Origin of the sequence: Herbaspirillum huttiense (genome assembly GCF_047300815.1) — a bacterium.
GTDB lineage: Bacteria > Pseudomonadota > Gammaproteobacteria > Burkholderiales > Burkholderiaceae_D > Herbaspirillum > Herbaspirillum huttiense_A.
In genome coordinates this window covers 14,017-38,670 of the sequence record NZ_CP178608.1, presented here as the reverse complement: position 1 = coordinate 38,670, position 24,654 = coordinate 14,017, and the positions used below count along the sequence as shown (strand labels likewise).

The 24,654-nt window shown below is 62.4% G+C and carries 22 protein-coding genes; 7 read left to right on the top strand and 15 right to left on the bottom strand.

The window, feature by feature from the left end; translation table 11 throughout:
* Window positions 1-33 precede the first annotated feature (33 nt).
* From ACLRDN_RS00170 to ACLRDN_RS00160, 3 genes are all read left to right on the top strand, one after another.
* Window positions 34-1,269, top strand: a complete 1,236-nt coding sequence (locus ACLRDN_RS00170) for an MFS transporter (protein WP_413458502.1) — start codon at window positions 34-36, stop codon at window positions 1,267-1,269.
* A 254-nt stretch (window positions 1,270-1,523) separates the two neighbouring features.
* The gene (locus tag ACLRDN_RS00165) at window positions 1,524-1,775 is read left to right on the top strand and encodes a hypothetical protein (RefSeq protein WP_413458501.1); all 252 of its coding nucleotides are present in this window, start codon (window positions 1,524-1,526) and stop codon (window positions 1,773-1,775) included.
* Window positions 1,776-1,818: 43 nt separating this feature from the next.
* Complete coding sequence (locus ACLRDN_RS00160; RefSeq protein WP_413458500.1) at window positions 1,819-2,457, top strand: ATP-binding cassette domain-containing protein; 639 nt, start codon at window positions 1,819-1,821, stop codon at window positions 2,455-2,457.
* A gap of 37 nt (window positions 2,458-2,494) precedes the next feature.
* Here ACLRDN_RS00160 and ACLRDN_RS00155 read toward each other — a convergent pair whose 3' ends face one another.
* A complete protein-coding gene (locus ACLRDN_RS00155; protein WP_413458499.1) occupies window positions 2,495-3,046 on the bottom strand; it encodes an N-acetyltransferase family protein in 552 nt (183 codons plus the stop codon).
* 218 nt (window positions 3,047-3,264) lie between these two features.
* Here ACLRDN_RS00155 and ACLRDN_RS00150 point away from each other — a divergent pair, with 218 nt between their 5' ends.
* Window positions 3,265-4,869 (top strand): methyl-accepting chemotaxis protein, encoded by a 1,605-nt coding sequence (locus ACLRDN_RS00150; RefSeq protein WP_413458498.1) that lies wholly within the window; start codon window positions 3,265-3,267, stop codon window positions 4,867-4,869.
* Between the two features lie 39 nt (window positions 4,870-4,908).
* Here the strand turns inward: ACLRDN_RS00150 and ACLRDN_RS00145 are convergent, their stop codons facing one another.
* The 6 genes from ACLRDN_RS00145 to ACLRDN_RS00120 all read right to left on the bottom strand — a co-directional run bounded on the left by ACLRDN_RS00145 (window position 4,909) and on the right by ACLRDN_RS00120 (window position 11,565).
* Complete coding sequence (locus ACLRDN_RS00145; protein WP_413458497.1) at window positions 4,909-5,175, bottom strand: PAAR domain-containing protein; 267 nt, start codon at window positions 5,173-5,175, stop codon at window positions 4,909-4,911.
* Window positions 5,176-5,230: 55 nt separating this feature from the next.
* Entirely contained in the window at window positions 5,231-6,295 is a 1,065-nt protein-coding gene (locus ACLRDN_RS00140; RefSeq protein WP_413458496.1) for a T6SS immunity protein Tli4 family protein, read from the bottom strand.
* Window positions 6,292-6,642, bottom strand: a complete 351-nt coding sequence (locus tag ACLRDN_RS00135) for a hypothetical protein (RefSeq protein ID WP_413458495.1) — start codon at window positions 6,640-6,642, stop codon at window positions 6,292-6,294. The genes ACLRDN_RS00140 and ACLRDN_RS00135 overlap by 4 nt, the downstream gene beginning before the upstream one ends.
* Before the next feature lie 121 nt (window positions 6,643-6,763).
* Window positions 6,764-7,093: a hypothetical protein gene (locus ACLRDN_RS00130; protein WP_413458494.1), complete on the bottom strand. Its 330-nt coding sequence runs from the start codon at window positions 7,091-7,093 to the stop codon at window positions 6,764-6,766.
* Window positions 7,090-8,820 (bottom strand): esterase/lipase family protein, encoded by a 1,731-nt coding sequence (locus ACLRDN_RS00125; RefSeq protein WP_413458493.1) that lies wholly within the window; start codon window positions 8,818-8,820, stop codon window positions 7,090-7,092. The genes ACLRDN_RS00130 and ACLRDN_RS00125 overlap by 4 nt, the downstream gene beginning before the upstream one ends.
* A 3-nt stretch (window positions 8,821-8,823) precedes the next feature.
* Window positions 8,824-11,565, bottom strand: coding sequence for a type VI secretion system Vgr family protein (locus ACLRDN_RS00120; protein ID WP_413458492.1), 2,742 nt, complete (start codon window positions 11,563-11,565; stop codon window positions 8,824-8,826).
* 308 nt (window positions 11,566-11,873) lie between these two features.
* Between ACLRDN_RS00120 and ACLRDN_RS00115 the strand changes: the two genes are divergently transcribed.
* Window positions 11,874-13,532: an acyl-CoA synthetase gene (locus tag ACLRDN_RS00115; RefSeq protein ID WP_413458491.1), complete on the top strand. Its 1,659-nt coding sequence runs from the start codon at window positions 11,874-11,876 to the stop codon at window positions 13,530-13,532.
* A gap of 9 nt (window positions 13,533-13,541) precedes the next feature.
* Here the strand turns inward: ACLRDN_RS00115 and ACLRDN_RS00110 are convergent, their stop codons facing one another.
* Window positions 13,542-14,819: a DUF445 domain-containing protein gene (locus ACLRDN_RS00110; protein WP_413458490.1), complete on the bottom strand. Its 1,278-nt coding sequence runs from the start codon at window positions 14,817-14,819 to the stop codon at window positions 13,542-13,544.
* A gap of 259 nt (window positions 14,820-15,078) precedes the next feature.
* Here ACLRDN_RS00110 and ACLRDN_RS00105 point away from each other — a divergent pair, with 259 nt between their 5' ends.
* Window positions 15,079-15,339, top strand: coding sequence for a helix-turn-helix domain-containing protein (locus tag ACLRDN_RS00105; protein WP_145607617.1), 261 nt, complete (start codon window positions 15,079-15,081; stop codon window positions 15,337-15,339).
* Window positions 15,340-15,547: 208 nt separating this feature from the next.
* Here ACLRDN_RS00105 and ACLRDN_RS00100 read toward each other — a convergent pair whose 3' ends face one another.
* A complete protein-coding gene (locus ACLRDN_RS00100) occupies window positions 15,548-16,954 on the bottom strand; it encodes a heavy metal sensor histidine kinase (RefSeq protein ID WP_413458489.1) in 1,407 nt (468 codons plus the stop codon).
* Window positions 16,951-17,622: a heavy metal response regulator transcription factor gene (locus tag ACLRDN_RS00095; RefSeq protein ID WP_413458488.1), complete on the bottom strand. Its 672-nt coding sequence runs from the start codon at window positions 17,620-17,622 to the stop codon at window positions 16,951-16,953. Before ACLRDN_RS00095 ends, ACLRDN_RS00100 begins: the two co-directional genes overlap by 4 nt.
* A gap of 219 nt (window positions 17,623-17,841) precedes the next feature.
* On the opposite strand from ACLRDN_RS00095, the gene ACLRDN_RS00090 reads away from it, so the two are divergent.
* Window positions 17,842-18,132 carry a DUF4148 domain-containing protein gene (locus tag ACLRDN_RS00090; RefSeq protein WP_413458487.1) on the top strand — a complete coding sequence of 97 codons (291 nt, stop codon included), beginning with the start codon at window positions 17,842-17,844 and terminating at the stop codon, window positions 18,130-18,132.
* A gap of 4 nt (window positions 18,133-18,136) precedes the next feature.
* On the opposite strand, the gene ACLRDN_RS00085 is transcribed toward ACLRDN_RS00090, so the two are convergent.
* From ACLRDN_RS00085 to ACLRDN_RS00065, 5 genes are all read right to left on the bottom strand, one after another.
* Complete coding sequence (locus ACLRDN_RS00085) at window positions 18,137-20,470, bottom strand: putative bifunctional diguanylate cyclase/phosphodiesterase (RefSeq protein ID WP_413458486.1); 2,334 nt, start codon at window positions 20,468-20,470, stop codon at window positions 18,137-18,139.
* Between the two features lie 44 nt (window positions 20,471-20,514).
* Complete coding sequence (locus ACLRDN_RS00080) at window positions 20,515-21,375, bottom strand: hypothetical protein (protein WP_413458485.1); 861 nt, start codon at window positions 21,373-21,375, stop codon at window positions 20,515-20,517.
* Window positions 21,376-21,614: 239 nt separating this feature from the next.
* Window positions 21,615-22,742 carry a DUF3883 domain-containing protein gene (locus tag ACLRDN_RS00075; protein ID WP_413458484.1) on the bottom strand — a complete coding sequence of 376 codons (1,128 nt, stop codon included), beginning with the start codon at window positions 22,740-22,742 and terminating at the stop codon, window positions 21,615-21,617.
* 1 nt (window position 22,743) lies between these two features.
* Window positions 22,744-23,793 (bottom strand): HNH endonuclease, encoded by a 1,050-nt coding sequence (locus ACLRDN_RS00070; RefSeq protein ID WP_287019772.1) that lies wholly within the window; start codon window positions 23,791-23,793, stop codon window positions 22,744-22,746.
* 2 nt (window positions 23,794-23,795) lie between these two features.
* Window positions 23,796-24,176, bottom strand: a complete 381-nt coding sequence (locus ACLRDN_RS00065; protein ID WP_287019771.1) for an HIT family protein — start codon at window positions 24,174-24,176, stop codon at window positions 23,796-23,798.
* Window positions 24,177-24,654 lie beyond the last annotated feature (478 nt).

Here is a 24,654-nt window from a genome sequence, read left to right as displayed (position 1 = left end):
CGGCCGCCAGACCCACCTTATCGAGGTTCTACCATGAACAGCATTCCCAAGACGCATACAGCCGCTCCCGCTGCGGCTACTCCCCATTCCCATGGGCTATCGACCGGCCTCATTGGCCTGTTGGCCACCGGTGCCGGCCTGGCCGTGGCATCGCTTTACTATTCGCAGCCCATGCTGGGCGTGCTGGCCGATGACATCGGCGCCTCCGAGCGCGCCGTGGGCATGGTGCCGATGTCGACCCAGCTCGGCTATGCGCTGGGCATCCTGCTGCTGGCGCCCCTGGGCGACCGCTACGACCGCCGCCGCATCATCCTCATCAAGGCTGCCATCCTGACGGTGGCGCTGCTGCTGGCCGGTGCCGCCTCGGGCGTGGCAACCTTGCTGGCCGCCAGCCTGGCCATCGGCCTGACCGCCACGATGGCGCAGGACATCATCCCGGCTGCTGCCACCCTGGCGCCGGAACAGCATCGCGGCCGCATCGTCGGGACCGTCATGACCGGCTTGCTGCTGGGCATCCTGCTCTCGCGCGTGGTCAGCGGTTTCGTGGCTGAGCACTTCGGCTGGCGCACCATGTTCGTGGGCGCCTCGGCCAGCATCGCCCTGATCGGCCTGGCCGCATGGCGTGGCCTGCCGCGCTTCCATCCGACCTCGCACCTGTCGTATGGCGCGCTGCTGGGTTCGCTGGGCACCCTGATCAAGAAGCATGGCGCCCTGCGCCGTGCGGCGCTGGCCCAGGGCTTGCTGTCGGTGGGTTTCTCGGCCTTCTGGTCGACCCTGGCCATCATGCTGCATGGCGCGCCCTTCCACCTGGGCAGTGCAGCCGCCGGTGCCTTCGGCCTGGCCGGTGCGGCAGGCGCCCTGGCAGCGCCCCTGGCCGGCCGCATCTCGGACAAGAAGGGCCCTGAATTGGTGACTCGCCTGGGGATCAGCCTGGCGGCCTTGTCCTTCGCCGCGATGGCGCTGTCGCCCTGGTTCTCCACGCAAGGCCAGCTGGTGTTGCTGGCTTTGGCAGCGATCGGTTTCGACCTGGGTGTGCAGGCGACGCTGGTATCGCACCAGACCATCGTCTACGGTATCGAACCGGGTGCCCGCAGCCGTCTGAATGCGGTGCTGTTCGTGGGCGTGTTCGTCGGCATGGCGTCCGGTGCCGCCCTGGGCAGCCTGGCGCTGGCACAGTGGGGCTGGATCGGTGTGGTCGGCCTGGCCGTGGTGGCAGCGGTGCTGGCCCTGGTGGTGCGCATGTGGCCGGGGGCAGCCAAGGCGCGTTGATTCGTCGTCTTGCAGCGGTTGTGCCAAGAACAACGGTCCCGGCTGATGCCGGGACCGTTTTTTTTATATTTTTTCCACAGGCTGGACCATTTTTGCCGGATGGGAAGATGTGCTGCCGGCCCCCCTCGCCGGGTCCACATCTTTTATAATCCGGGACAGGAGACAACCCATCGCCAGCATGTTGCCCGCCCATCCACGCGCCCTGCGGCGCTGCCCGGCGGCCATGCAGCGAGACACAAAGCAGGGTGAACGGCATGGCACTGTATTTCAAGAACAAGCGGCAGAAGACCTTCCTGGGCGCGCCCGTGGGGTGGCCATTGATGTTCCTGATGGCGGTCGACCTGTGCATTGCTGCGCTGATGTTCCTGTCGGACCATGACTGGAGCGGCCTGATCCTGCTGTATCCGCCGCTGGCCTTTGCGCTGGCCATGCTGGCCGATGCCCGCAAGGAAAAGCAGGCCGCCGAAGAAGCCAGGCGCCAGGCGGCCCGCCGCCAGCGCAACTGATGGCAGTTGCACCCGCCCCCTATCGCATCCCACGATCCCACCGATGACCCAAGCTTCCGACCGCGCAGCGCTGCTGCTGGTATCGCGCCTGAATTTTTCCTATCCCGGCCTGGACCTGTTCCAGGATTTCTCGGCCCGCATCGCGCCCGGCGTGACGCTGGTGCGCGGTGGCGATGGCCGTGGCAAGACCACGCTGCTCAACCTGCTGGCCGGCTTGATGCCGGCGCATGATGGGGTGCTGGAGTTGAACGGCCTGCGGCTCGACAGCGAGCCTGAGAATTATCGCCGCCAGGTGTTCTTCATCGATCCGCGCAGCGAGGCCTATGACCAGATGACGCCGCCGGAAGTGTTTGCCGCACTGGCCGAACGCTATCCGCATTTCGATCATGGCTTGTTGCCGGCGCTGACGGAAGGCTTGTCCTTGACGCCGCATCTGGAGAAGAAGCTCTTCATGCTCTCCACCGGCAGCAAGCGCAAGGTCTACCTGGCGGCGGCCTTCGCCGCCCACGCCACGCTCACGCTGCTGGACGATCCCTATGCCAGCCTGGATCGCGCTTCGATCAACTTCGTGGCGGCTACGCTGAACGGACATGCCACCGATGCCGACCGGGCCTGGATGGTGGCCATGTATGAGACGCCGGAGGCGGTGCGGTTGGCGGGGACGATCGATCTGGGGGATTGAAGGTCAGCTTGGCGCTTGCCTCGTTGCCCGTCCAGTCTCAAGGGAAGTGCAGCATTTTCGCCATGGAAATATCGGCCAGATACCTGCCGTCAGCCAGCTTGATGCGCCTCTCGAATCGACCTTCCTCGACGAAGCCGAAGTGCTCATACAGCCGCAGCGCCGCCGTGTTGCCCTCCCGTACGCGCAATTCCAGTTTTTCCACGTGAGGCTGCTGTTCTGCCCAATGCAACAGCGCGGCCATCAAGGCGTGGCCGATTCCCTTGCCTGTGTGGCCAGGATGAACCACGATGGTCAGTGAGAACACATGCGCCATCGCGCGCAAGGGCAGCGGCTCCAGACTGGCATGGCCGACGGGCTGCCCTTCGGCTTGGGCGACCAGGTAGCAGCCGCACTCACGCAGCCAGACGATCTTGGCTGCGAAGGCGGACGGGTCAAGTTCGTCCGGACATGAGATGAGCCGCCCAGGGATCATGCTGGTCTGGTGCTCGGCCTGGAAGAGAAGGGCGGCATCGACCTCCATGGCAGGTCTGATCTGAAGGCTCGATGATGTCGTCAAGTTCTCTCCATGGCGCGATTGGCAAGCCGCCATGATAGCGTCGATACCAGGCAGCCCTGGCCCCATCGCATCGGCAAGACCAGACCGTACCCTCTCCCCGCCGACGCAACGCTGTCGCGCTTGGCTTCCACCCGCCCGTCACCTAAGCTGAAGCAGACCGGCCGCAACTGATTGCCATGTATTTGTTGCTTTCCGGTTACGTCGCACCATCGGCTTGCCTGCCGACAACCAACGATAACAAGGGGGAATCCATGCAACTTTCCAACGTGAGCATTCGCGCGCGCCTGTGGCTGGGCTTTGGCCTGCTGATGATCCTGATGCTGGCCATGGCGGCCAGCGGCATTGCCCGCCTGGGGCAGCTCAACGGCCAGATGAAGGATGTGATCCACGACAAGTATCCCAAGACCGTGGTGGCGGGCGATATCGTCGACCAGCTCAACCTGATCGCGCGCTCGGTACGAAACATTCTGCTCCTGAAGCGCGAGCCGCAGATCAAGAGCGAATACGACCGCATCACCGGTGCCGACCGCGCCATCCGCGAAGACCTGGCGCAGCTGGACAAGCTACTCACCGACGACGACAGCCGCAGCGCCCTGGGCAAGCTGGTCACGGCCCAGAGCGCCTATTTCGAGAAGCGCGACAAGGTGCTGGCGATGGTGCAGCAGGGCGGCAAGGAGGGCGCCATCGACATGCTCATCGACGAAGTGCGGCCCGTGCAGAGCGCCACCATGACTGCGGCCGATGCCCTCATCAAGCAGCAGCACGACCTGATGAAGAATGCTGGTGACGAAGTCGAAAGCAACTACGGCCAGGCCCGCGCGCTGCTGCTGGCGCTGGCCGCCGCCGGGCTCATCGCTGCGGCCTTGATCGCGTGGATGATCACGCGCAGCATCACCATGCCGCTGGACCGCGCCGTGCGCGTGGCCGAGACGGTGGCCGCCGGGGACCTCACCTCGGCCATCGAGGCGCATGGGCGTGACGAGACCAGCATGTTGCTGCGCGCACTCAAGAAGATGAATGACCGCTTGCTGGACATCGTCGGCCAGGTCCGCGTCTCCACGGAGACCATCGCCACGGCCAGCAGCGAGATCGCGCGCGGCAACCTGGACCTGTCTTCGCGCACGGAGCAGCAGGCAGCTTCGCTGGAGGAAACGGCTTCCTCGATGGAACAGCTCACCGCGACCGTCAGGCAGAACGCCAGCCATGCGGGACAGGCCAATCAATTGGCGGGATCGGCCTCCGACATTGCACGCCAGGGTGGGGCCGTGGTGAGCCAGGTGGTGGACACCATGGGCGCCATCGATGCCTCTTCCAAGAAGATCGTCGACATCATCGGGGTGATCGACGGCATTGCGTTCCAGACCAACATCCTGGCCTTGAATGCGGCCGTGGAAGCGGCGCGCGCCGGGGAGCAGGGACGCGGCTTCGCGGTGGTGGCCTCGGAAGTGCGGGCCCTGGCCCAGCGCTCGGCCACGGCCGCGCACGAAATCAAGGCGCTCATTGCCGACTCGGTGGCGCGTGTGGGCAATGGCAGCAAGCTGGTGGAGCAGGCGGGACAGACCATGCAGCAGGTGGTGCAGAGCGTGCAGCGGGTGGGGGAAGTGGTCAGCGAGATCAGTGCCGCCGGCCAGGAGCAGAGTGCGGGCATCGAACAGGTCAACCTGGCCATCGTGCAGATGGATCAGGTGACCCAGCAGAACGCCGCGCTGGTCGAGCAGGCCGCCGCTGCCGCGCAATCCCTGCAGGACCAGGCAGCGCAGCTGGCGCGGCTGGTGTCAGTGTTCAAGCTGGAGGGTGGCGCGCCGGAACTCAAGCGCGTGGTGGCGCCATCGGCTGCGCGATTGGCCTATGCCTGAGATGGGCGGTTCGCTGTCGTGACGTACACGCGCATTCCGCTAAGACGCGCTGAAGCTGCCGGTACTGGCGATGAGCGTGGCACCACAGCTGGTCTTGTGGCCTGCGTAGGCGACGGCGATGCCATCGATCTTGTGATGGGGATGTCCTTCGGCGATGGTGCAGTTTTCGTGCCCCTGCTGCGGGCAGCTGCAGGCGTCGCCGACCCGCGCGACGGGCAATCCGCCGACCTTGAAATGGGTGGCGCTGACTTGCGTGACTTTGCCCCCGTGGGAGGTGGCGTCACCGAGGCGGATGATGTTGGGCATGCGGATTCCTTTCGAAGGGGATGGGGAAGGGCAGGGGAGTCAAGGCTCGTGCACGCTATGGCGACGGGCTTGCGGCTTGGGGCAACCGGGTCGGGCGCAGGCGGAAGCTGCCCAGCACGTCGTCCCATAGTTTCATGGCTTGGGCGTCAGTTATGCTGGTCGGTTGCGCATTGCTGTTCTGGTCGTGATGGCCGGTGGTCAGTTCGATCTTGATGGCGGGAGTATCGAGCGTGCCTTGGCCTTCGGTCTCCCAGATGAAACTGTGACTGCGTCCGCCGCCGCTGTTGGGCGTAGTGACCAGGAATTCCTGTCCCTGGTAAGGGCCCACCTGCCGGTCGCCCTTGCGCAGCGTGCGCACAGCGGTGGCGAGCTGGCCGAGAGCCTGCAGGCCGCTGCTCATGCGCTCCAGCAGCGGCCGGTCGTGCCTGCTCATGGCCAGCGGGTAGAACCAGACGGAGACAAAGGCATCGGGGTGGCCGGCGATGTCGATATCGATGCCGGCTTCTTCGTTTTCCCAATCCGGATTGGCGATGAAGCCGCCTTCGAAGCAGTAGCCGGGGTCCGTAGGAATGTCGTGGTCTTGACGGATTCTAAGGTTGGCGAGCAATTTTTTCATTTGAGAAACGGCATAGTCCTGGCGACTGCTCATTCCATGGGGAGGAGGGCTCATGCCTGCATCAGTCCTGAAATGAAATTGAATGCCATTCACCCAGAGATATCCATCTATTTCGACGACAGTGGTGACAAAAGAACTTTCCCAGTAGACGTGTATTCTGGAATGGGCGTCAGGCATTTCTACCAATCTCAGGAGACTGGGTTCACTCTCATGCTTTTCACTTTTGAGAAACTGCTCGCGATCGGCGAGGCGGGCCAAAAAATCCTCAATCTTCATGGCCTGCGGAGGCTCGATCCGGGTGAAGTCATACAGGTAGTTTCCTCCACTCAAAGTAGAGCCTATCGGCGCATCGATCAGAAAGCGACCTGCACAAAAGGTCGTCATCGGGATGGCTGGTTTGTTCATGGTTGAAGATCCGGGATAGAGTGACAGGTCTCCGGACATCGCGACGGTACACATCACCAGCGAGATGCCATTGATCAAGAAGGGGCTCTTGAAATTCATGATTGCTTGAATTCGTCTCGCAACCATTCTGATTCACAGGCGATGTTGACGATGGAATAGAGGGTGACCGCCTGCGTGATCTTGCTGTCGTAGGAATACTGATGGTCGTAACTGTCATGCCCCTTCAGCGCGCCTTCATGCCTGAAGATCTGCCGCACATATGGCGTGGGAGCTGCGCCCGATTCGGCGGGAACCGTTCCGTCGCCAGGTCCGGCCGCCCCCTGCAAGACGAAGCGCCGGGCAACATCTCGTTTGAATGACAGGAAGACTTCCCCATTCAGGTTGTCGCTTCTGAGTTTGGCCGCCTTGATATCCTCAGGAAGAGAAACCGGGCACTTCCATTGCACTTCGTTCCAAGACGAGCGTTGACGATCTTCTGCGCGCCCAGCATGGCTGCATCCTGCCGGTCCATCACCAGCTCCTTCCAGTGCGAAGTGAGCCGGGTTCCCTGGCTGGCAGGATCGAAGATCATTGCCATGCTGGTCTCCAGCAGCGAGAGAATGCCGAGATAGCTGTCTGCGTGCAGCTGTCCCCATCCGCGCCATTTGATGCGCTCGGCATCGCTTTGGGTTTCTCCAGCCGTGCGAAATCGTAGCGATAATTGCCGCCACTGAGGACTGAACCCGCAGGCATATCGATAAGAAAATGACCGGTACAGAAGGTTGAAACGGCAGGACTAGGCTCACTTGCGCGGGCAGTGTTCATCATTTGCGATCCTTGTTGATGTGAGATGCCCCCAGATAAAAATAACCAGACTGTGAAGGCCATAGCAGCGATAAAGCGAACGGGATTCTTCATGAGCATTTTTCACCTGAGGGTGTTTTCAACTTCGCCGATGAGTTGACGATCCTGATGATGGAATAGAGGGTGACCGCTTGCGCAATCCTGGCGTTGTAGGAAAACTGGTGGTCATAACTGTCATGAGATTTCAGCTTTCCTTCATGCTTGAATATCTGGACAACGTGAGGCTTTGGCGCACCACCCGACTCCGCCGGAACAGTGCCATCCCCTGGGCCAGTTCCGTTTTGGAGCGTGAAGTGATGGAGGTGATGCTCTCCGAAACGGAGTTCCAGCATTCCGTTCAGATCATCTATTTCCATTCGTGCTTTGGCAGCATCGCCAGGCACCAGCGGGCCACACTTCCAGTTAATCTCGTTCCAGGCAGGTCGTTGCGGGTCTGCTGCGTAATAGGCGTAGGTATTGGCGTGATAGCGGTCTTCAATCTGTTGATGAAGCCTCAGTGCCGCTTCCATTTTCTTTGTGAATCTCTCAAAATCCGATAACTCTTGATCCTCCCGAATCAATACTCTTCCCTCTCTTTTAGCCCTCTCCGCATCTTCCTTCCCCGCCGGATCAATCAAATCCTCGCGTACCAGCTTCCACCAGTCCGACGTATTGTTCAGATAGATCTCTCTGTACGGATCCCCCTCGCCCAAAAAGCTGTCCATCTCCTCGGGCATCCCTCGCTGGCCAATAGCTCGATAGCTGGCGCGCAACCAATGCCGCTCTCCTTGATTGGTCCAGGTCTTGTATTGCGCCGTCGGCAGCAGTTCCAATGCACCCGGCGCGTTGGCCATCACCGCAGTACAGTCGGCCGCGTTGCGTCCCAGGATGACCTGGGCTACACCTTCAAACCCGGCCCGCATACGCTTGTAGGTAGCCGGTGCGCCAATGGCCGGCATCACGCCATGCACGACGCCCAGAATGCGTTCGGCCATTCCCGGCAATTGCGCACAAGCCCGCGCCACCAGACCACCCATGCTGTGCGTGATCAGGATCACCCCCTCACAGCGCTTCCCCTTGCTGCGGTAATACGCCGTAATACGCTCGATCTCGTCAGCCAATCGCCGCGCCGACACCAGATTGCTCTGCAGCCAGTTGTAGCCCACCGCATGCACCGGATAAAGCACCTCGGCCGCATCCCTCAAGTGTTCTTCCGAAATTGCAACAAAGGGCTTTTGCGCGCCCAGCATGGCTGGATCCTGCCTGTCCATGACCAGCTCTTTCCAATGCGAAGTGAGCCGCTCACCCTGGCTGGCAGGATCAAAGATCATCGCCATGCTGGTCTCCAGCAAGGAAAGAATTGGCAGGTAGCTGTCTGCATGCAGCTGTCCCCATCCGCGCCACTTGATGCGCTCGGCATCGGTCGCACCGGGTGCCAGCGCGAGCAAGGTCTTGCTGGTCTCGTCCGGTGAGGCCGGTCCATCTTCATCCACCTCGGTGATCTCGGGATTGAGCAGTCGCTGCCGGTCGGCCGACGTGCGGATCAAGTGCTTGAGCAGCAATCCGATGGCTTCCCAGGTGCCCTCCGGCGGAAACCATGCCGCCCCCTTGTCACGCGCGCTGATCTTGAGCCGCGTCCCCATGATCCCCGGTACGAACAGCAGCGGCACCACCACCTCCGGCGTCGTCAGGCACCAGGCCCGGACCTTCATGTTCTCTCCGGTCAGCACGGATTGCGCCACATCATTGCCGTCTTCATCCCAGCTCGTGCCGACCAGGCGGGTCGGTTCTGATTCACTCATCGTCTATTCCTTCACAATGCGCAGGCGCGCGATACGTATGGCCATGTCCTGGCTCAACGCAGTACGGCCCAGTTCATCGGTGACACCTTCGATGACGCTGCCGTCATCCAGCTCGATGCGATAGCGCTGGCGTACGTGCGGCCTTCCGCTGCCGCGCCGGGCAAGGACGAATCGTTCGTCGGTACGCAGCCCGCCGGCCGGTAGCTCCACACCGGGCGGCGCACTGTCGGTACCGCTCACATGGTGGAAATCGGCCGAGCGGATGGTGTGGTCGCCGCGGCTCTGCTGGGTGATGACACCCCGGCCCAGATCGATCCGGGCACCCTCGGCCAGCAGCTGCAGCCTGGGGGCCTGCAGCACGATCTCATCAGCCGCAGTGAGGACGATGCGGCGCGCTGAAGTCGCTTCGATGTCCCCCTTGTGCGCCTGCAATTGCAGCTTGCCGTTGGCAGCGGTCAACTGGAGGCCCAGGCGCTGGGCAAAGAGGCTGATGCTCTCGGCCACGCGTACCAGCAGCTTCCTGCCCGCCGAAAGCTGCGTGTTGCCCACGCTGATGAGATCGATCTCCTTCTGCGCACCGATCACTACGCCCTCGTCGCTGCTGATGGCCACGCCCGCGGGCGCCGTCACGGCCACCACCGGCTGGCCGCCGCCATGGCCCTCGGCCTGCGTGTTGCTGCCCGCTTCCCAGGCATCGAGCCGCTCACGCAAACTGCCCAGACTCCGGAATTGCAGATCGTCGGCATGATGCTTGCGGGCCAGTGCAGCCAGTTCCTGCTGCACGTCCTGCAGCACGCGCAGCAGGCCCAGCATCTCGCCGCGATCCAATTGCGAACCTCCAGCCGCTTGCCGGGCCACCGCACTGATCAGCACGCCTTGACCGCCCCGCAAGGCCAGCGCCCGGTCGGTGCGCAGTTCGGCGCCTTCGCCACGGGCATCGCTGCTGCCGTCGGTGCGGGCATGGGCAAGCCAGCCCAGGTTCAGTTCGCTCTGCCCATGTTGCGAAGCCAGCTGGGCGCTGATCTGGTGTGGCGTGTCGTCCAGCCGCAGCTGGTTGTAGCGATGGCCCTGGATCTCCTTGCTTCTGATGCCCGCCAGGAAGCGATTTCCCGGCAGGCTGCCGACGCCGCTGAAGGCCGGTGGCAGGTGCTGGCCGTTGTAGAGCCGGCCGATCACGATGGGCTTGTCAGGATCGCCGCCGAGGAAATCGACCAGCACTTCATCACCCACGCGCGGCAGGCTGATCGCCCCCCATTGCCGTCCCGCCCAATGGCTGGCCACGCGCACCCAGGCCGAATCACGTTCGCTGTCGCTGGCACCGGCAGCACCCGTATGCTGGTGATCCTGCATGCGGGTGCCGTGAAAGCGCAGCTTCACGCGGCCCAGCGCGTCGCAGTACAGCTCTTCGCCTGCCGGACCGACCACGTGCGCGTTCTGCAGACGCGGTCTGGGCAGGTCCACGCGCGGGTCAAAGGACGGCACCAACGGCGTGCCGCGCCGCACGCAAGCGAAATGATTCAGATAGCGGCGGCCCTGCTCGCGGCAACGGCGCCGCAACGATACCAGTTCGCCGCTATCGCCCTCTTGATCCGATGCCGCGCGCGTCAGCCGCTCTTCAAGCGAAGCCGGAAGATTGTTCTCGGCGTAGATCGCCAGCCGGGTCACGATGAATTCGCGCTCGTGCGCAGGATGCTGCTCCAGTTCAGGGTGATCCTCCACGCTGATCCACTCGCCCACCCGCAGCGCGCGCACCGTGGAGTCGGCCTGGAACTCCTTGCTCTCCAGCGCCATGCGCTGCATGCGCGCACTGGCCAGTTGGGCAAGATCTTCACCATCGTCGGCCACGTGCAGCGCCTCCACCAGATAGTCCTCCAGCAGCAGGGCGAATCGGTCGCCCAGCTCGCCCTGCGCTGCCGACATCTTCACGTGGCTGCGCAGCGGGGCGTCCTGCACATGGTCCCAGGTATGGCGGCTGATGCTGCCCGCACGCAGGCGGCGCGTGGCCCGCCAGCGGAGGATGGCATCCTGCGTGCCGGGCGCATGGTCGCGTCGGTAGGGGACAGCCCCTGCCGCATTGCGCGGCAGCTGCATGCCATCGTTGAAGAGCACGAGGGTATGGCGCGGGCAAGCGGCGTGCCCGGGCATCGGCGGCTCTCCCGGGCGGATGTGCCAGCCGATGCCGCGCCGCTTCCACAGGCGCCGCAGGAAATCGGCATCGGATTCGTTGTGCTGCATGATGAATTCACGGACCGGGTAGCGCTCCGCCAAGAGCGACCAATCCACCTCGATGCAGCTGGCCAGCAGCGGACTGTTCTGCCGCCATTCGCTGATGATGGCCTGAGTAACATCGACCTCGCTGGCATGCAGGAAGACACGCGTATTGATGCGCTGGCCCATGAGACTGAGTGCATCGCGCAGCACCAGGCGATACGTACTCACGTCGCCATCGATCTGGCCCGCATGCACCTCGGCGACGAGACCGCATATCGACCGCAAGCGCCCTTCATCGGTCACCAGCTGGACTTCCACCGGCAAGGCCATGAAGTCCTTGAGTGCCAGATCCTCGCGCGGCGAAAGGCACAGCAGCTCATGTTCAGAAGCGCCACACAGGGATTCGCACCCCGTCAGCTGCTGCACCAGCAGCGCCTCCTGCAAGGCGGTGTGCGATTGCGGCAAGCGCAGCCGGATGGCGCGATCCTGCTGGGTCCAGAGGGCAAATGCGTCGGAAAGCGTGTGGGTGGGCATGCGGACATCCTTGCTGGAGAAGCCGTCGAGGCCGCATCCGGGATGTCACGAAGATGCGCGCTGAACGGCAAATGGCGAGAGGAGGGGCCATGCTAGAAGAGGCCGGCGGGCAGTGGTGAGAAAGGAAAAAGCTTTTGCTGCAAACTCGTCCGAGTTCGATGGTGCGCATTGCGCGCATGGCATTGTGTTGTGCCCTGACGCTCCCCGGGCGGGGGCGCTATGATAGGCGGCGTGCCGGCACCGACCGGCCCGTCCGGAGCCGCGCCCGATGCAGGCAGGCCCATCGCACACCCTACAGGAGACAAGACGTGCCCCCAGACATCGCGCCACGCCCCCTCATCACCGCGGCCCATTACGTCGCCGACACCCCCGCTGCCTATGACTGGCAGATCCCCGAGCACTTCAACATCGGCCTGGCCGCCTGCGACCGCTGGGCCGACGGCAGCGGCCGACCTGCCATCATCAGCGAGGACGCCGACGGCAGCGTCACCACCTGGAGCTTCGACCAGCTCAAGGTCATGAGCGACCAGTTCGCCAATGTGCTGGCCGAGGCCGGCATCCGGCGCGGCGACCGCATCGGCATCTACCTGTCGCAGCGCATCGAAACGGTCATCACCCATCTCGCCGCCTACAAGCTGGGGGCGGTGACGGTGCCGCTGTTCTACCTGTTCGGGCCGGAAGCGATTGCCTATCGCCTGGACAACAGCGAAGCCGCCGCCCTGGTGACCGATGCCTCCGGCATGGACAAGGTCCATCTGGCCGGCGCGCTGCCGGCGCTGAAGGTGGTGTTCTGCGTGGAGCAGTCCGACATCGTGCTGCCGCAGACCACCGACTTCTGGGATCGCCTGCGCGCGGCTTCGCCCGTCTTTGAAACGGTGAACACGCTGGCCGATGATCCGGCCATGATCATCTACACCTCCGGTACCACCGGCAAGGCCAAGGGCGCGCTGCATGCACAGCGCGTCCTGCTGGGCCACCTGCCGGGCGTGGAAGTCTCGCACGACAGCTTCCCGCAGCCGGGCGACCGCTTCTGGACACCGGCCGACTGGGCCTGGATCGGTGGCTTGCTGGATGTGCTGCTGCCTTCGCTGTATCACGGCGTGGCGGTGGTGGCGCGGCGGCTGGAAAAATTCGATGCAGCGACCGTCTTCGGTTTGCTGGCGCGGCATGGCATCCGCAATGTGTTCTTCCCGCCCACCGCGCTCAAGATGCTGCGCGGCACCCCCGACCCGCGCGCGCACTGGGATTTCAGCTTGCGCAGCGTGGCCAGCGGCGGCGAGACGCTCGGGGACGACCTCATCGCCTGGGGCCGCAGCGCGCTGGGCGTGACCATCAACGAGTTCTACGGCCAGACCGAATGCAACCTCGTCGTATCGTCCTCGTCGCAGCTCTACCCCAGCGCCTCGGGCAGCATGGGCCGCGCCGTGCCAGGGCACGACGTGCAGATCGTCGACGAGGAAGGTGCCATCCTGCCGCGCGGCGAAGTCGGCAATATCGGTATCCGCGCGCCGGACCCGGTGATGTTCCTGCGCTACTGGCGCAATGAAGAAGCCACCCGCGAAAAATTTGCGGGCCAGTTCCTGCTCACCGGCGACCTGGGCAACATGGACGAAGCCGGCTACATCCGCTACCTCGGCCGCAATGATGACGTCATCACCAGCGCCGGTTACCGCATCGGTCCGGCACCGATCGAGGAATGCCTGATGCGCCATCCGGCCGTGCGCATCGCGGCCGTGGTGGGTGTCAAAGATGCGCTGCGTACGGAGGTGGTGAAAGCTTTTGTCGTCCTGCAGGACGGGCATGCCCCGGAACCCGCACTGGTGGCGGCCCTGCAGCAGCACGTGCGCTCACAGCTTGCAGCGCATGAATATCCGCGCGAAATTGCCTTCGTCGATGCGCTGCCCACTACGGCCACCGGCAAGATCATGCGCAAGGCCTTGAAGGAAAGTGCGGAGCAGGCCTCCTGAGGCCCGTGCTCAAACCCCGTGTACCAGCCATTGCATCAGCCACGACAAGCCGAACAGCAGGGCGCCGATCAGGCCGCCCACCAGCGTCCCGTTGATGCGGATGTACTGCAGGTCGCGCCCGATGTTGAGTTCGATCTGGCGTGACAGTTCGGCCGTGTCCCACTGCTTGATGGTGTCGCTGATGTGGCGCGTGAGCAGTTGCGCCACGTCCGGGCTGAGGCTGGCGATGGCCTGTTCCAGATGTGCGTTGAGCGAACTGCGCAGTTCGGCATCTTCCTGCAGGGCGCGACCTATCCATTGCGTGGCCGCGCTGGCCTGGGCATGCAGGGCCGAATCGGGGCGCGCCAGGTCCTGCCGCAGCCACTGGCGCAGGCTTTCCCAGAGGCCGCCCACATAGGCGTTGACGGCCTCCCCTTGCAGGATCTCGCGCTTGATGGCTTCGGCCCGTTCGCGCAGCGCCGGATCGTCCTTCAGGCGTGCCACGAAGCCGGCCAGCTGGCGATCGAAGGCCTGGCGCAGCGAGTGCTGCGGATCATCGGCAATGCCGGTAAGGAGCTTGTCGAGGATGTCGGCCAGCGTGTCGGCGGACTTCTCGCCGATCCAGTTCGACGGCAGCAGTTTCTCGATCTTGGGATATTCGCGCTGCAGCCATTCCACCATGCGCTCGGCAATGAAGGCGCGCGTCTGTTCGCGGTTGAGCAGTTCGGCCAGGGCCACGATGGCGCGATCCAGCAATTGCTGGTGGCGGCCATCGAGGGTGAGCGTGTCGAGGATGCTGGCCAGCGAGCGCGACAGGTCCAGCTTGCCCAGCGCGGTCTGCAAGGCCTCCCGCACGAAGGCCTGGATGCGGCGGTCATCGGTGAGCGTGAGCACGCCTGCGACGGCCTGCGCCATGTAGCCGCCCAGGCGCGCTGCGTTCTCGGGCGCGGCCATCCAGGCCGAGAGCCGCTGTGCCGGATCATGGCGGCGCACCAGGCCGGCCAGCGATTGCGGACTCAGGAATTTTTCTTCCACGAAGACGGCGAGGTTGTCGGCGATGCGCTCCTTGTTGCGCGGGATGATGGCCGTATGGCGCGCCAGGAAGGGCAGGGGCACGCGGCGAAACAGGGCCGTGACCGCAAACCAGTCCGCCAGCGCGCCCACCATGGCGGCCTCGGCCATGGCGCGCAGCAAGGCCGTCCAGAGCGAAGGCGGTGCCAGCGACGCGGTGACGAACAACACCCCCGATCCCAGCAGGCAAGCCAGGGCGAGACGTTTGGCACGATGCAAAGCGAATGACTTATCCATGGCAGCTCATGAGAAGGGATCCGGCGGTGAACTCGCGGCATGAGACGAGGAGTACAAACTAAAGGCAAAGTTCTAAAGATTTTCGAAAGATCACTAGTAGATTTTCGAAAAATACGCACTCAAATATCGGCCGTAATCTCGATAAATTTCGATTATTTAGCAAGAGATTCGAGGGTATAAGTGCATTGTCACCGATAGTTTGTGCGTTTGTAATTGTAGCTAATCGACCGTCACCCCTAGCCGCCTGATCCTTGCGCTCATGAAAAACACAGAGACTCCACCGAGCGCCCGCGTCATCTTCGGACAGAACGTCCGCAGGGTACGCCGGCTGAAAGAGATGTCACAAGAAGAACTGGCCTTCCGTGCTGACATCAGTCGCACCTACCTGAGCGAAGTCGAACGCGGGGAAAGGAATATTTCTGTCGACAACATGGAGGCATTGGCCTTCGCGCTGGAGATGGAACTGCCTGACCTGATGCGCCTGCGGCTGTTGTCGCTGCCCAGTGAGGAATCGCGCTGAGGGCCATGTTCCCCTTGAGGGCGCGTTGCACGCGCGGCTGCTTCACGGCGCTGGCTTGCGGCTTTTTTTAACCTTGTTTACGTACGTTTTTCCGTACAGATTTTTGTACCTTCTGTCCCAAGCTTTTCTGTACGTCTTTCAGTACAGTTCTTCTGCTTCATTCCACTCCACCCTGACGCCGCCCAAGTCCGATTGCCAGCGTCAGGTTTCACCTCCCGTTGACCGCTACCTGTGGGAATCGCAGGGTAAATACCGTGCGCTTTCCCGCTTCACTGGAGGCGCTGGCAGCGCCTCCATGCAAGCCCATGATGGTGCGCACGATGGCCAGCCCCAGGCCGCTGGAACCGCTGGCGCTGCTGCGCGAGGGGTCGGCGCGGTAGAAGCGGTCGAAGATGCGTTCGATCTGATCCGGCGGGATCCCCGGCCCGGGATTGGCCACCCCGATCAGGGTCGCGCCCGCTACCACGGTGGCCTCCAGGCTGATGACGCCCTGCGGCGGCGTATAGCGGATGGCATTGGCGACGAGGTTGCCCACGGCCCGGCGCAGCAGGGTGACATCGGCGTGCAGGATGCCGCTGCCGGCCACCGCAATGCGCACTTGCGCCTCTTCGGCGATGCCCTCGAAGTACTCGGCGATGCGGTTCAGTTCCTCGGCCACATCCAGCGGCTGGATCTGCAGGACCACGTGGGCGTTGTCGGCGCGGGCCAGGAACAGCATGCTCTCCATCATGCGCGAGAGGCGTTCGTATTCCTCGATGTTGGAACTGAGCAGGGCCTGGTATTCATCCAGGCTGCGCGGCTTGCCCAGCGCCACCTGGGTCTGCACCATCAGGTTGTTCAAGGGCGTGCGCACGTCATGCGCAAGATCGGCGGAGAATTGGCTCAGCTGCTGGAAGCTGCGATGCAGGCGGTCCAGCATGTCGTTGAAGGATTGCACGATCTCGTGCAGTTCGCGCGGGGCGGCCTGCAGATCGAGCCGGGTATCGAGCTTGTGGGCCGAGATGGCGCGCGTCTGCGCGGCCATCGTGCGCAAGGGACGCAAGCCGCTGCGCACCAGGAAGTAACTCAACAACGTTGCCAGCAAGGTCCCGATGGCCGCTGCCCCCCACACATCGGCGCGATAGTCCGCCAGCAGCAGCATGCGGTCCGAGGCCGTACGCACCACCAGCACGATGGCTTTTTCGCCCGAGCGCGTGACCGGCATGCTGGCCATGTAGCGCGCGCGCAGGTCGCCCATGCGCAAGGTCTCGATATGATCCCAGCTGCGGATCTTGATGGTGGACAGGTCCATGCCCGGCGCGGTGCGCGTGGGGTCATGGCTTTCCAGCAGGGTGCTGCCATCGGCGCGGGCGATGCGCACCAGCAGCTGGTCATGGCCGGAGAGGGTGTCCAGTACCAGGTGGCGGCGCGCGAGGATGTCCTCCAGTGAGGCCGCATGCTCGACCAGGTGATTGATGGAGCGGCACTTGCCGGCCAGCTCTTCATCATCGCGCGCTTCCAGCTGCATGTGCAGCGATTGCGAGAGATAACTGCCCACCGCGGTGAAGAGCACCAGGGCCAGCAGCCCGAACAGCACCACCAGCCGCAGGCTCATCGAGGCCGTGGCACGTCTCACCGGCGCACCTCGAACACGTAGCCCATGCCCCAGACGGTGTGCAGCAGCTTCTGCTCGAATCCTTCATCCAGTTTGGCGCGCAGACGGCGCACGGCCACGTCCACCACGTTGGTATCGCTGTCGAAATTCATGTCCCATACCTGCGAGGCAATCTGAGGGCGCGACAGCACCTCGCCCGGACGGCGGATCAGCATGTGCAGCAGCGCGAATTCCTTGGCGGTCAGATCGATGCGCTGGCCGGCACGTGTGACCTTGCGGCGGATGACATCGACCACCACATCCTCGTACTCGATCAGGTCGGCCTCGCGGCTCGGGCCGCGCCGCAACAGGGTGCGCACGCGCGCCAACAGTTCGGTGAAGGCAAAGGGCTTGACCAGGTAATCGTCGGCACCCAGTTCCAGCCCCTTGACGCGGTCTTCCACTTCGTCGCGGGCGGTGAGGAAGAGGACGGGGGTGTCATGCGTGCGGCGCAGTTCGCGCAGGATGTCCCAGCCGTTCATGCCGGGCAGCATCACGTCCAGGATGATCAGCTTGTAATCCAGCGTGCGAGCGTTGTGCAAGCCATCCACGCCGGTCTGTACCCAGTCCACCACGAAACCGGACTCGGTCAGGCCGCGACGCAGGTACTCGCCCGATTTGGGCTCGTCCTCTACCAACAAGATATGCATGATCGGAATTCCTGACGGACAAGCCCGTATTGTGGCCCAGCCGGAGGCGGCATTCATTACAAATGTGTAATGACTGGGCAATGTTTCTGTACGGACCCACTCCCTAGAATCCATTCCAACGACTCGCCAACACAGCACGGCGAATCGCGCCCTCCCTGGCAGCGCACATCCTGTGCCGCGCCAGTGGTCTTGTGAAACCGAACTCAAAGGAATCCCATCATGAAAACCTCGCACCTCGTCCTCGGCGCCCTGGCTACCGCCTTCTCCCTGTCTGCCTTCGCCCAAACCACCGTGACCACCCAGGCCGCACGTGACCAGGCCAACCTGAACGCCCGCAACAACTATCCGGTGGTGCAATTCCAGGCCAGCAAGACGCGCGCTGATGTGGTCGCCGAGCTGCAAGCCGCACGCCTGGGCGAACCGATGCAAAGCACCGGCGCCAAGCCTTCGGTTGCCGACAGCAGCACCCAGGGCCAGGCGCTGGACTCCTCGCTCTACAACGGCGCCTGAGCCATCAGGCCACGCGCTGCCGGCCTTCCAGCAGCGCGGTGAAATGTTCACCGCCCATGGGCCGGCCGTACCAATAGCCTTGATACAGCGTGCAACCCTGCGCATGCAGCAGGTCACGCTGTTCCATCGTCTCCACCCCTTCGGCGATGATGGACAGTCCCAGGCTCTGGCCCAGCATGATGATGCTGCGGATGATGCTGGCCGTGGCTGCATCGTCCTGCATCCTGCGCACGAAGCTCTGATCGATCTTGAGCTGGTCGATGGGGAAGCGCCCCAGGTAGGACAGGGACGAATACCCGGTCCCGAAATCATCGAGCGAAATCGAGACCTGATGCGACTTCAGGTCATTCATTTTTTCGATGACCTCATCGATTCTGTCGATCATCATGCTTTCGGTCAGTTCCACCTTCACCGCCTTGGAGCTGATGCGGTGCTGGCGGATGGTCTCGTGGAAGCGCGCCACGAAGTGGTCCGCCTTGAATTCCTGCGCTGACACATTGACCGCCACCACAAGCTCCTTGGCCAGACCCTCGCGCTGCCAGGCCTCGAGATCGCGGCAAATGGCTTCCAGCACCTGGTGGCCGATCTCTTCCATCAATCCCAATTCTTCTGCCACCGGAATGAACAGCGCCGGCGACACCATCCCCTTGAGCGGATGCTTCCAGCGCACCAGCGCTTCGGCTCCCACCACATCGCCGTCAAAGGTGACCTGCGGCTGGTAATGCACCACGAACTGGTGCTGCGCCACCGCGGTGCGCAATTCCACTTCCAGTGCGCTGCGCTGGCTGGCCAGGGCCTGCATGGCCGGATCGAAGAAGCGGAACACATTGCGGCCCGCAACCAGTGACTGCACCATGGCCAGCTTGGCCTGCATCACCGCTTCCTCGGCCGATTGCACTTCCCCGCGCAGGATGTTGATGCCGATGTTGAGGGAGTAGGGGAAGCTCACGGTGCTGCCGAGCGGTTCGGCCAGTGCGGCGATGAGGCGATTGGCCATGGCTTCGCAGAAACGGATGCCTTCGGCCAGTTCGCTCATCGGCAGATCGCAGCCCAGCGCGAAGCGTTCGCCATCCAGCCGGGCCAGCGTCTGATCGGCGGCCACACAGGCGCCCAGCCGCCACGCGCACTCCCTGAAGAGCCGGTCCGCATCATCGGCCTTGACCAGGCCGTGCGAGAGGTCGGCGCGATGCATTTCCATGTAGAACACCACCAGCGGCAAGCCGTGTGCCTGCTGCCGCCCCAGTCCGCGCCGCAGCCGGTCGAGGAACAGCTTCTTGTTGGGCAGCTCGGTGACGGGGTCATAGAAGGCCAGACGGTCGATGCGGCTCTCGGCTTCCAGCCGTTCGGAGACATCGATGATGACCCAGATCTGGTCGCTCTGACGCGTACCATCGATGAGCGAGGTATGCAGCTCGGCCGGGAAGCTGCGGCCGTCGGCGCGCTTGAGCAGCACGATCTCGCCGGTCGCGCCGTGCGGGCGCAACAGGGTCTGGTTGATGTAGAGGTTCTGCTGCTGCGCATCTTCGAAGATCTGCGCACTGGCCAGCGCGGTGAGCCCGGCGCCATTGAGCGCGAGCATGGACTGCGCAGCATCATTGGCGAAGGCGATCCGCCCATCGCGCACGAACAGCACGCCCGCCGGGATATTGCCGAGGATCGCCGCCTGTTCGTCGAAGAGGGTTTTGAGGCTGGTCTGCATGGCCTCCATGCGGTGAGCCAGCAGACCGATCTCATCCTTCTGCGTGAGGGCGATACGGGTATCGAATTGTCCGCGTTCGATGCGGCCGGCCGCGACGGTCAGCTTGCGGATGGGCGCGAGGATGCGGCGATAGACCAAGAGGCCGATGATGAGCAGCGCCACCACGGCCTGCGCCAGCAGCACCCGGGTCTGGAAGCGCTTGTCTGCGGCGAGCTTGCGCTGCAGCTGGGCGTCCGACACCACCACCTGCACGCTGCCCAGCGTGACCATGCGGTCCGGCTGCTGCATGGTCAGCGGCAAGGTACGGGTGAGCAGGCTGCCGGCGCGGCGCAGCGGTTCTTCCTTGCGCACGAGGACGCGCTCCTCGGGATCGCGCACTTCCACCGAGACCACCTGGGTATCGAGCATGCTTCCCTGCAGCAGGGCCATCATGTCGTTCTGGTCGAGACTCCAGACCGGGAGCACCAGGCTGTGGGCCAGGGTCTGGCTTTTTTCATCCACCAGGGCGGTCATTTCCTGGCTGATCTGCTGCTCGCGCGTGCCATTGAGGATGGTCAGCGCCACCACGACCGGCAGGCTCATGGCCACCAGCATGGCACAGGCGATGTAGAGGCCGAGGCTGGTGGTCTTCTTGATCATGGCGGGCCGTGCGGTTCAGAAGGTGGATGGGAGGGCGGCGTGGACTATTTGAACCAGTCCATTTTGTAAGTCTCGATGGCCTGGCGTTCGATGGGGGTGAGCCTGTCGTTGTACAACTCGATCACGCGCGGACGCGTGCCGCGCATGGCCTGGCGCACTTGCCGGGTGGAACTGTGTTTCTGGATCAGGTCCAGCAGGGCGCCATTGCGATGGATTTTTTTCAGGCCCTCCAGTAGGGCATCGCGGATATCGTCGCGCCCCGGGGAGGTGTAGAAGAAGAGCTCGGTCGGGTAGTACAGCACGAGATCAGGGACGATGGCCAGCTGGTGGGCGGAGTCGTAGGTTTCCAGTTCGCTGGTGGCTTCGAAGATGGAGCGGTTGTAGAAGTCGAAGCGGCCGGCCTTGAGCATCTCGAACAGGTTCAGGTAGTTGCTTTGCGCCACCTTGAGCTGGTTGGCCTGCATGATGCTGGTATCGACCCAGCCGATGCCGGAGCCGATGGTGAAGGTACGCAGGTCGTCCAGGGTGCGGATGGTTCGGGCGCTTTCAAGGCTCTTCCGGTTGGCCAGCAAGACACGATAGCCGCCGCCGCCCAGATAGATGGGGAAGGGGATGGGTTCGAGGGTGCGGGTCATGCCGCTGCCGGCGGAGGTCGTGATGAGGTTGCAGTACTGGCCGGCTTGAATCAGCTGGATGTAGCGCTGATCGGAGGTGGAGACATTGGCGACGCGGCAGCCCTTGATGGAAAAGGGACGGCCGCTGGCGCGCATGGCCAGTTCGAGGACGGCTTTGCGGTAGTTGATCAAGGGATTGTCGTCATTGAGATCGGCGAGCTTGATCTCGATGACTTGCGCATTGTCGGCAGGCGATTGGGCGCGGGCGGAGGCGGCGCAGAGCAGACTCATCGCCAGGACGAGCAAGACCGCGACTACGCTTCGGGCGCTCGACTTGTCTCTACTCATGGCGGTGGGGAGCTCGAATTGTTCAGATGATGTTATGCAAGCGGGGAGGGAATCGCAAGGATTTGTGTGGGGTGGTGAGGATTTTGTGGTGTGGGGGCAGCGATGGGGGAATCGGCTGCGAAGCCGACAGGGAGCGGGATTGCGGTCGTGAGGAATTGAGATTTTTTGCTGATGGGAATGGCTCAGGCGGTCGCCTTGAGCCGAGCGCGATAGTCGACGGCTTCCAGTTCAAGATTGGATGAAATCGTGCCGCGTAGGATGAAGAGCTTGGGGGAAGTAGCGAACTCGAAGAGACGATATAAACAGAAAGCGTCGCCGACCTCTTCCGAAAACTCCAATTCGTTCCGAGTCACGATGAAGGACGTCAGCGGACCGCCGTTGGTCGTTTTCACCTCAATGAATCGCGCCTGATCCACGGACTCATACGACAGGATGTCATACCCGGCGCCATCCCCAATACGGTCAGCGATCCAGTCGACCCGGCCTGCGAGATCATCACGTCCTTCGTCATGGAGTCTGAATTTTTCAAACGACACCGTCCACGCTTCGCCAGCGTGACCCAATTGGCGGTTACGCTCTTCACGCGCGGCGTAGTCCAACTTGCGCGGAAGCCTTAGACGCTTGGGAATACGTATCGTTGGCTCCACTGTTGGTCGAGCAACGAGCACGCCACGAAACTGCTGTTGCGCGGGCTCGGTTTGTGCGTCAAAACTATCCATCATTTTGGCGAGCTCGCCACGCTGTGCGTCGATGAAGGTAAACACGGTGCGACGGAGCAATTCCTGCAAATTGGTCCGCGGTTTGTAGCCGCGAATATAGGGTAGTCCCAGCTGATCCAGCACTGCCGAAATATTTTGGTGCTTGAGCTCAATGGAAGATTTGCTGCGAGTCGTCAGCTGGCGGCGCAGGTGTTCATTGTGTTCGGCTTTGTTGTACGGAAGCCCGAATGCCTCCGCGCGGAGCATATTAAAGTAGTCACGAACGGTGGCCTCCACCTCTTCAGCAGTCCAGTCCTGACCGATCCTGACTACCTCGAAGTCCAGTTCACGAAGAATCGCTTCAGCGGAAACGCCACCGTCAGAGAAGGTCTCCGATCGGAGGGGACCAGTATCTGGAAATGCAACGCCATAAGCCACCCCCACGACGGCCGCTGCATCGTAGAGCTTGCCTGAGTGACGATCACGGAGCATGTAATCGCGTGACTTGCCGTAGCCGTACTTCTCAAGAAAGTAGGTTCTGCCAAGGCGGTCGTATTCACTCATTGCCGCACGAATGGCTTCGGGCGAATTCAAGTTCTTGAGCGGCATCATCTCAGTACACTTGCCCGGCCAGGAGGTGCTGGTAATCGCTGCTCAATGGGCCAGTCTGCCCGACGCCGGACCAACACTGGGAGGAGGTTGCATAGGCGTGGTGATAGGCCCAATACGCAATACGCCGCATGGCGGGCTCATCGCAAACAAAGCCCGCGCCTAGCTGCTCGGACAAATACGCTCCATGCGTACGGTTGCGTTCCTGCCACTTCGCGAGATGGATGGCAGCCGGCAACAGATCTCTTTTATCACCATTGCAGCGGCGATGCGCCAGAACAAAGTTTTCGCCCAGATTGCGTGGATAACGTGACCAGGGAATGAAGTGATCGACCTCGCCATTCTCCTGAAGAGATTGCTGGCAATAAAAGCACTGGCCTTTTTGTATGGTGTTCAGGACCGGGCGCACGGCGCTCAGGTTGGCGCGATCGGCGCCAAACAGGAGCTGCTCCAGATCCGATCCCGTGCCCAGCACGGCGGCATTGAGCGGATTGGCGTGCAAATGCTGAATCCAGGCATGGCGACTCAATTGATGAAGAAGTCCATGGAAGCGACGAAGATTGAACATCACGCCTGGTAACAGGCGTATTGCGGCTTCTGAAGCAGGCTCATAGAGAAAGCGGACTTGCTCTCGACGGAGTATCTGCAGTCGCCACAACGGCATTTCCTTCAACAGCGCGACGGTCTTGCGTAAGGCCTTCGCCCAGTCCGCAGACGCACGCGCCTTTGGAAGCGTGCCGTGCCGACTGCGCAGCTCCTGCAATAGCGTGATCGTTGCCGCCTGTCTGCCACTGTTCTGGATCAGGACGGCGGCCAATCCGTCGCGGGTATAGGGCGCAACTTGCGGCCAGTAGATCTCCAAAAACTTGTCAGCGATTAGTTCGAAGGAAAGCTCAAGACTCTCGCCAGAATCTTCTCCATGCTCGACAGCCAGCTCGGTAATCGACTGCAGCAGGGCGAACTTGTAGGTAGCCGAAAATTCGCCCTCGTCGAACAGGCGTTGGACATGATCGAGAAAAGAAAGCTGTTGAGCCGGAGTGGGGATCTCCATCATGATCAGCGTTGGCTCCAGTAATCCGCCTTTTCCGCAATCACCCAGCGCACCCCGCCTCGCGGATCAGGGAGATCGCCTGCATAGCGCGGAATGAGGTGCATGTGGAGATGCATCACTGTCTGCCCTGCGGCGGCCCCGTCGTTGATTCCGATGTTGTATCCATCGGGATGGCATTGCGTGTCCAATGTCCGTTTTGCTTCATCCAGAAGTACGAACAGGGCGGACCGCTCCTCTTCGCTTAGCTCGAAGAACGAGGCAACGTGTCGTCTGGGGATGATGAGCGTATGACCCAAGGACACCGGAAATCCATCGCGGATCGCAATAGCGAAATCATTCTGGGCAATGAGCCGCTCAGAGGGCAAAGAACAGAACACACATGACATGGTTGAGTCCGGCAGAAAGTCGCGCAATAGGAAAGAGTATTCATTTTATCTTCTCTTGGTGCGAACAAACCGTCGTACTTTAGGCGTCCCTGAATGTCTGCATCTTGGGCGCGCTGATGATGTCTTCAGACGAAAAAAAACCTGGCCACCGAAGTGGCCAGGTTTTTGCGAAGAATGGGGTCAACCTAATCAGGGCCCAAGAAGGGATCTACCGTCAATCCATCAGCTCGCCGACTGTGAAATCCCTGAGCTGGCTGTGTAGCGCGACCCATAACTTGAGAATCGGCGCCCCGTAAACTCGGGCCTCCTGCGGGAAGGTGGAAGCAAGGATTGAGAAATCTGGAAGCATTTCTTGAGACAGGTCCGCGCCGTCGGCTACTCACCACTTTCGACAGCGCTACTGGACGAGATACTCTCCCATGCCCCCAAGAGGAAATCGATTTAAGCGTAAGGTTTTGTGCAGGCTGCAGCGACTGAA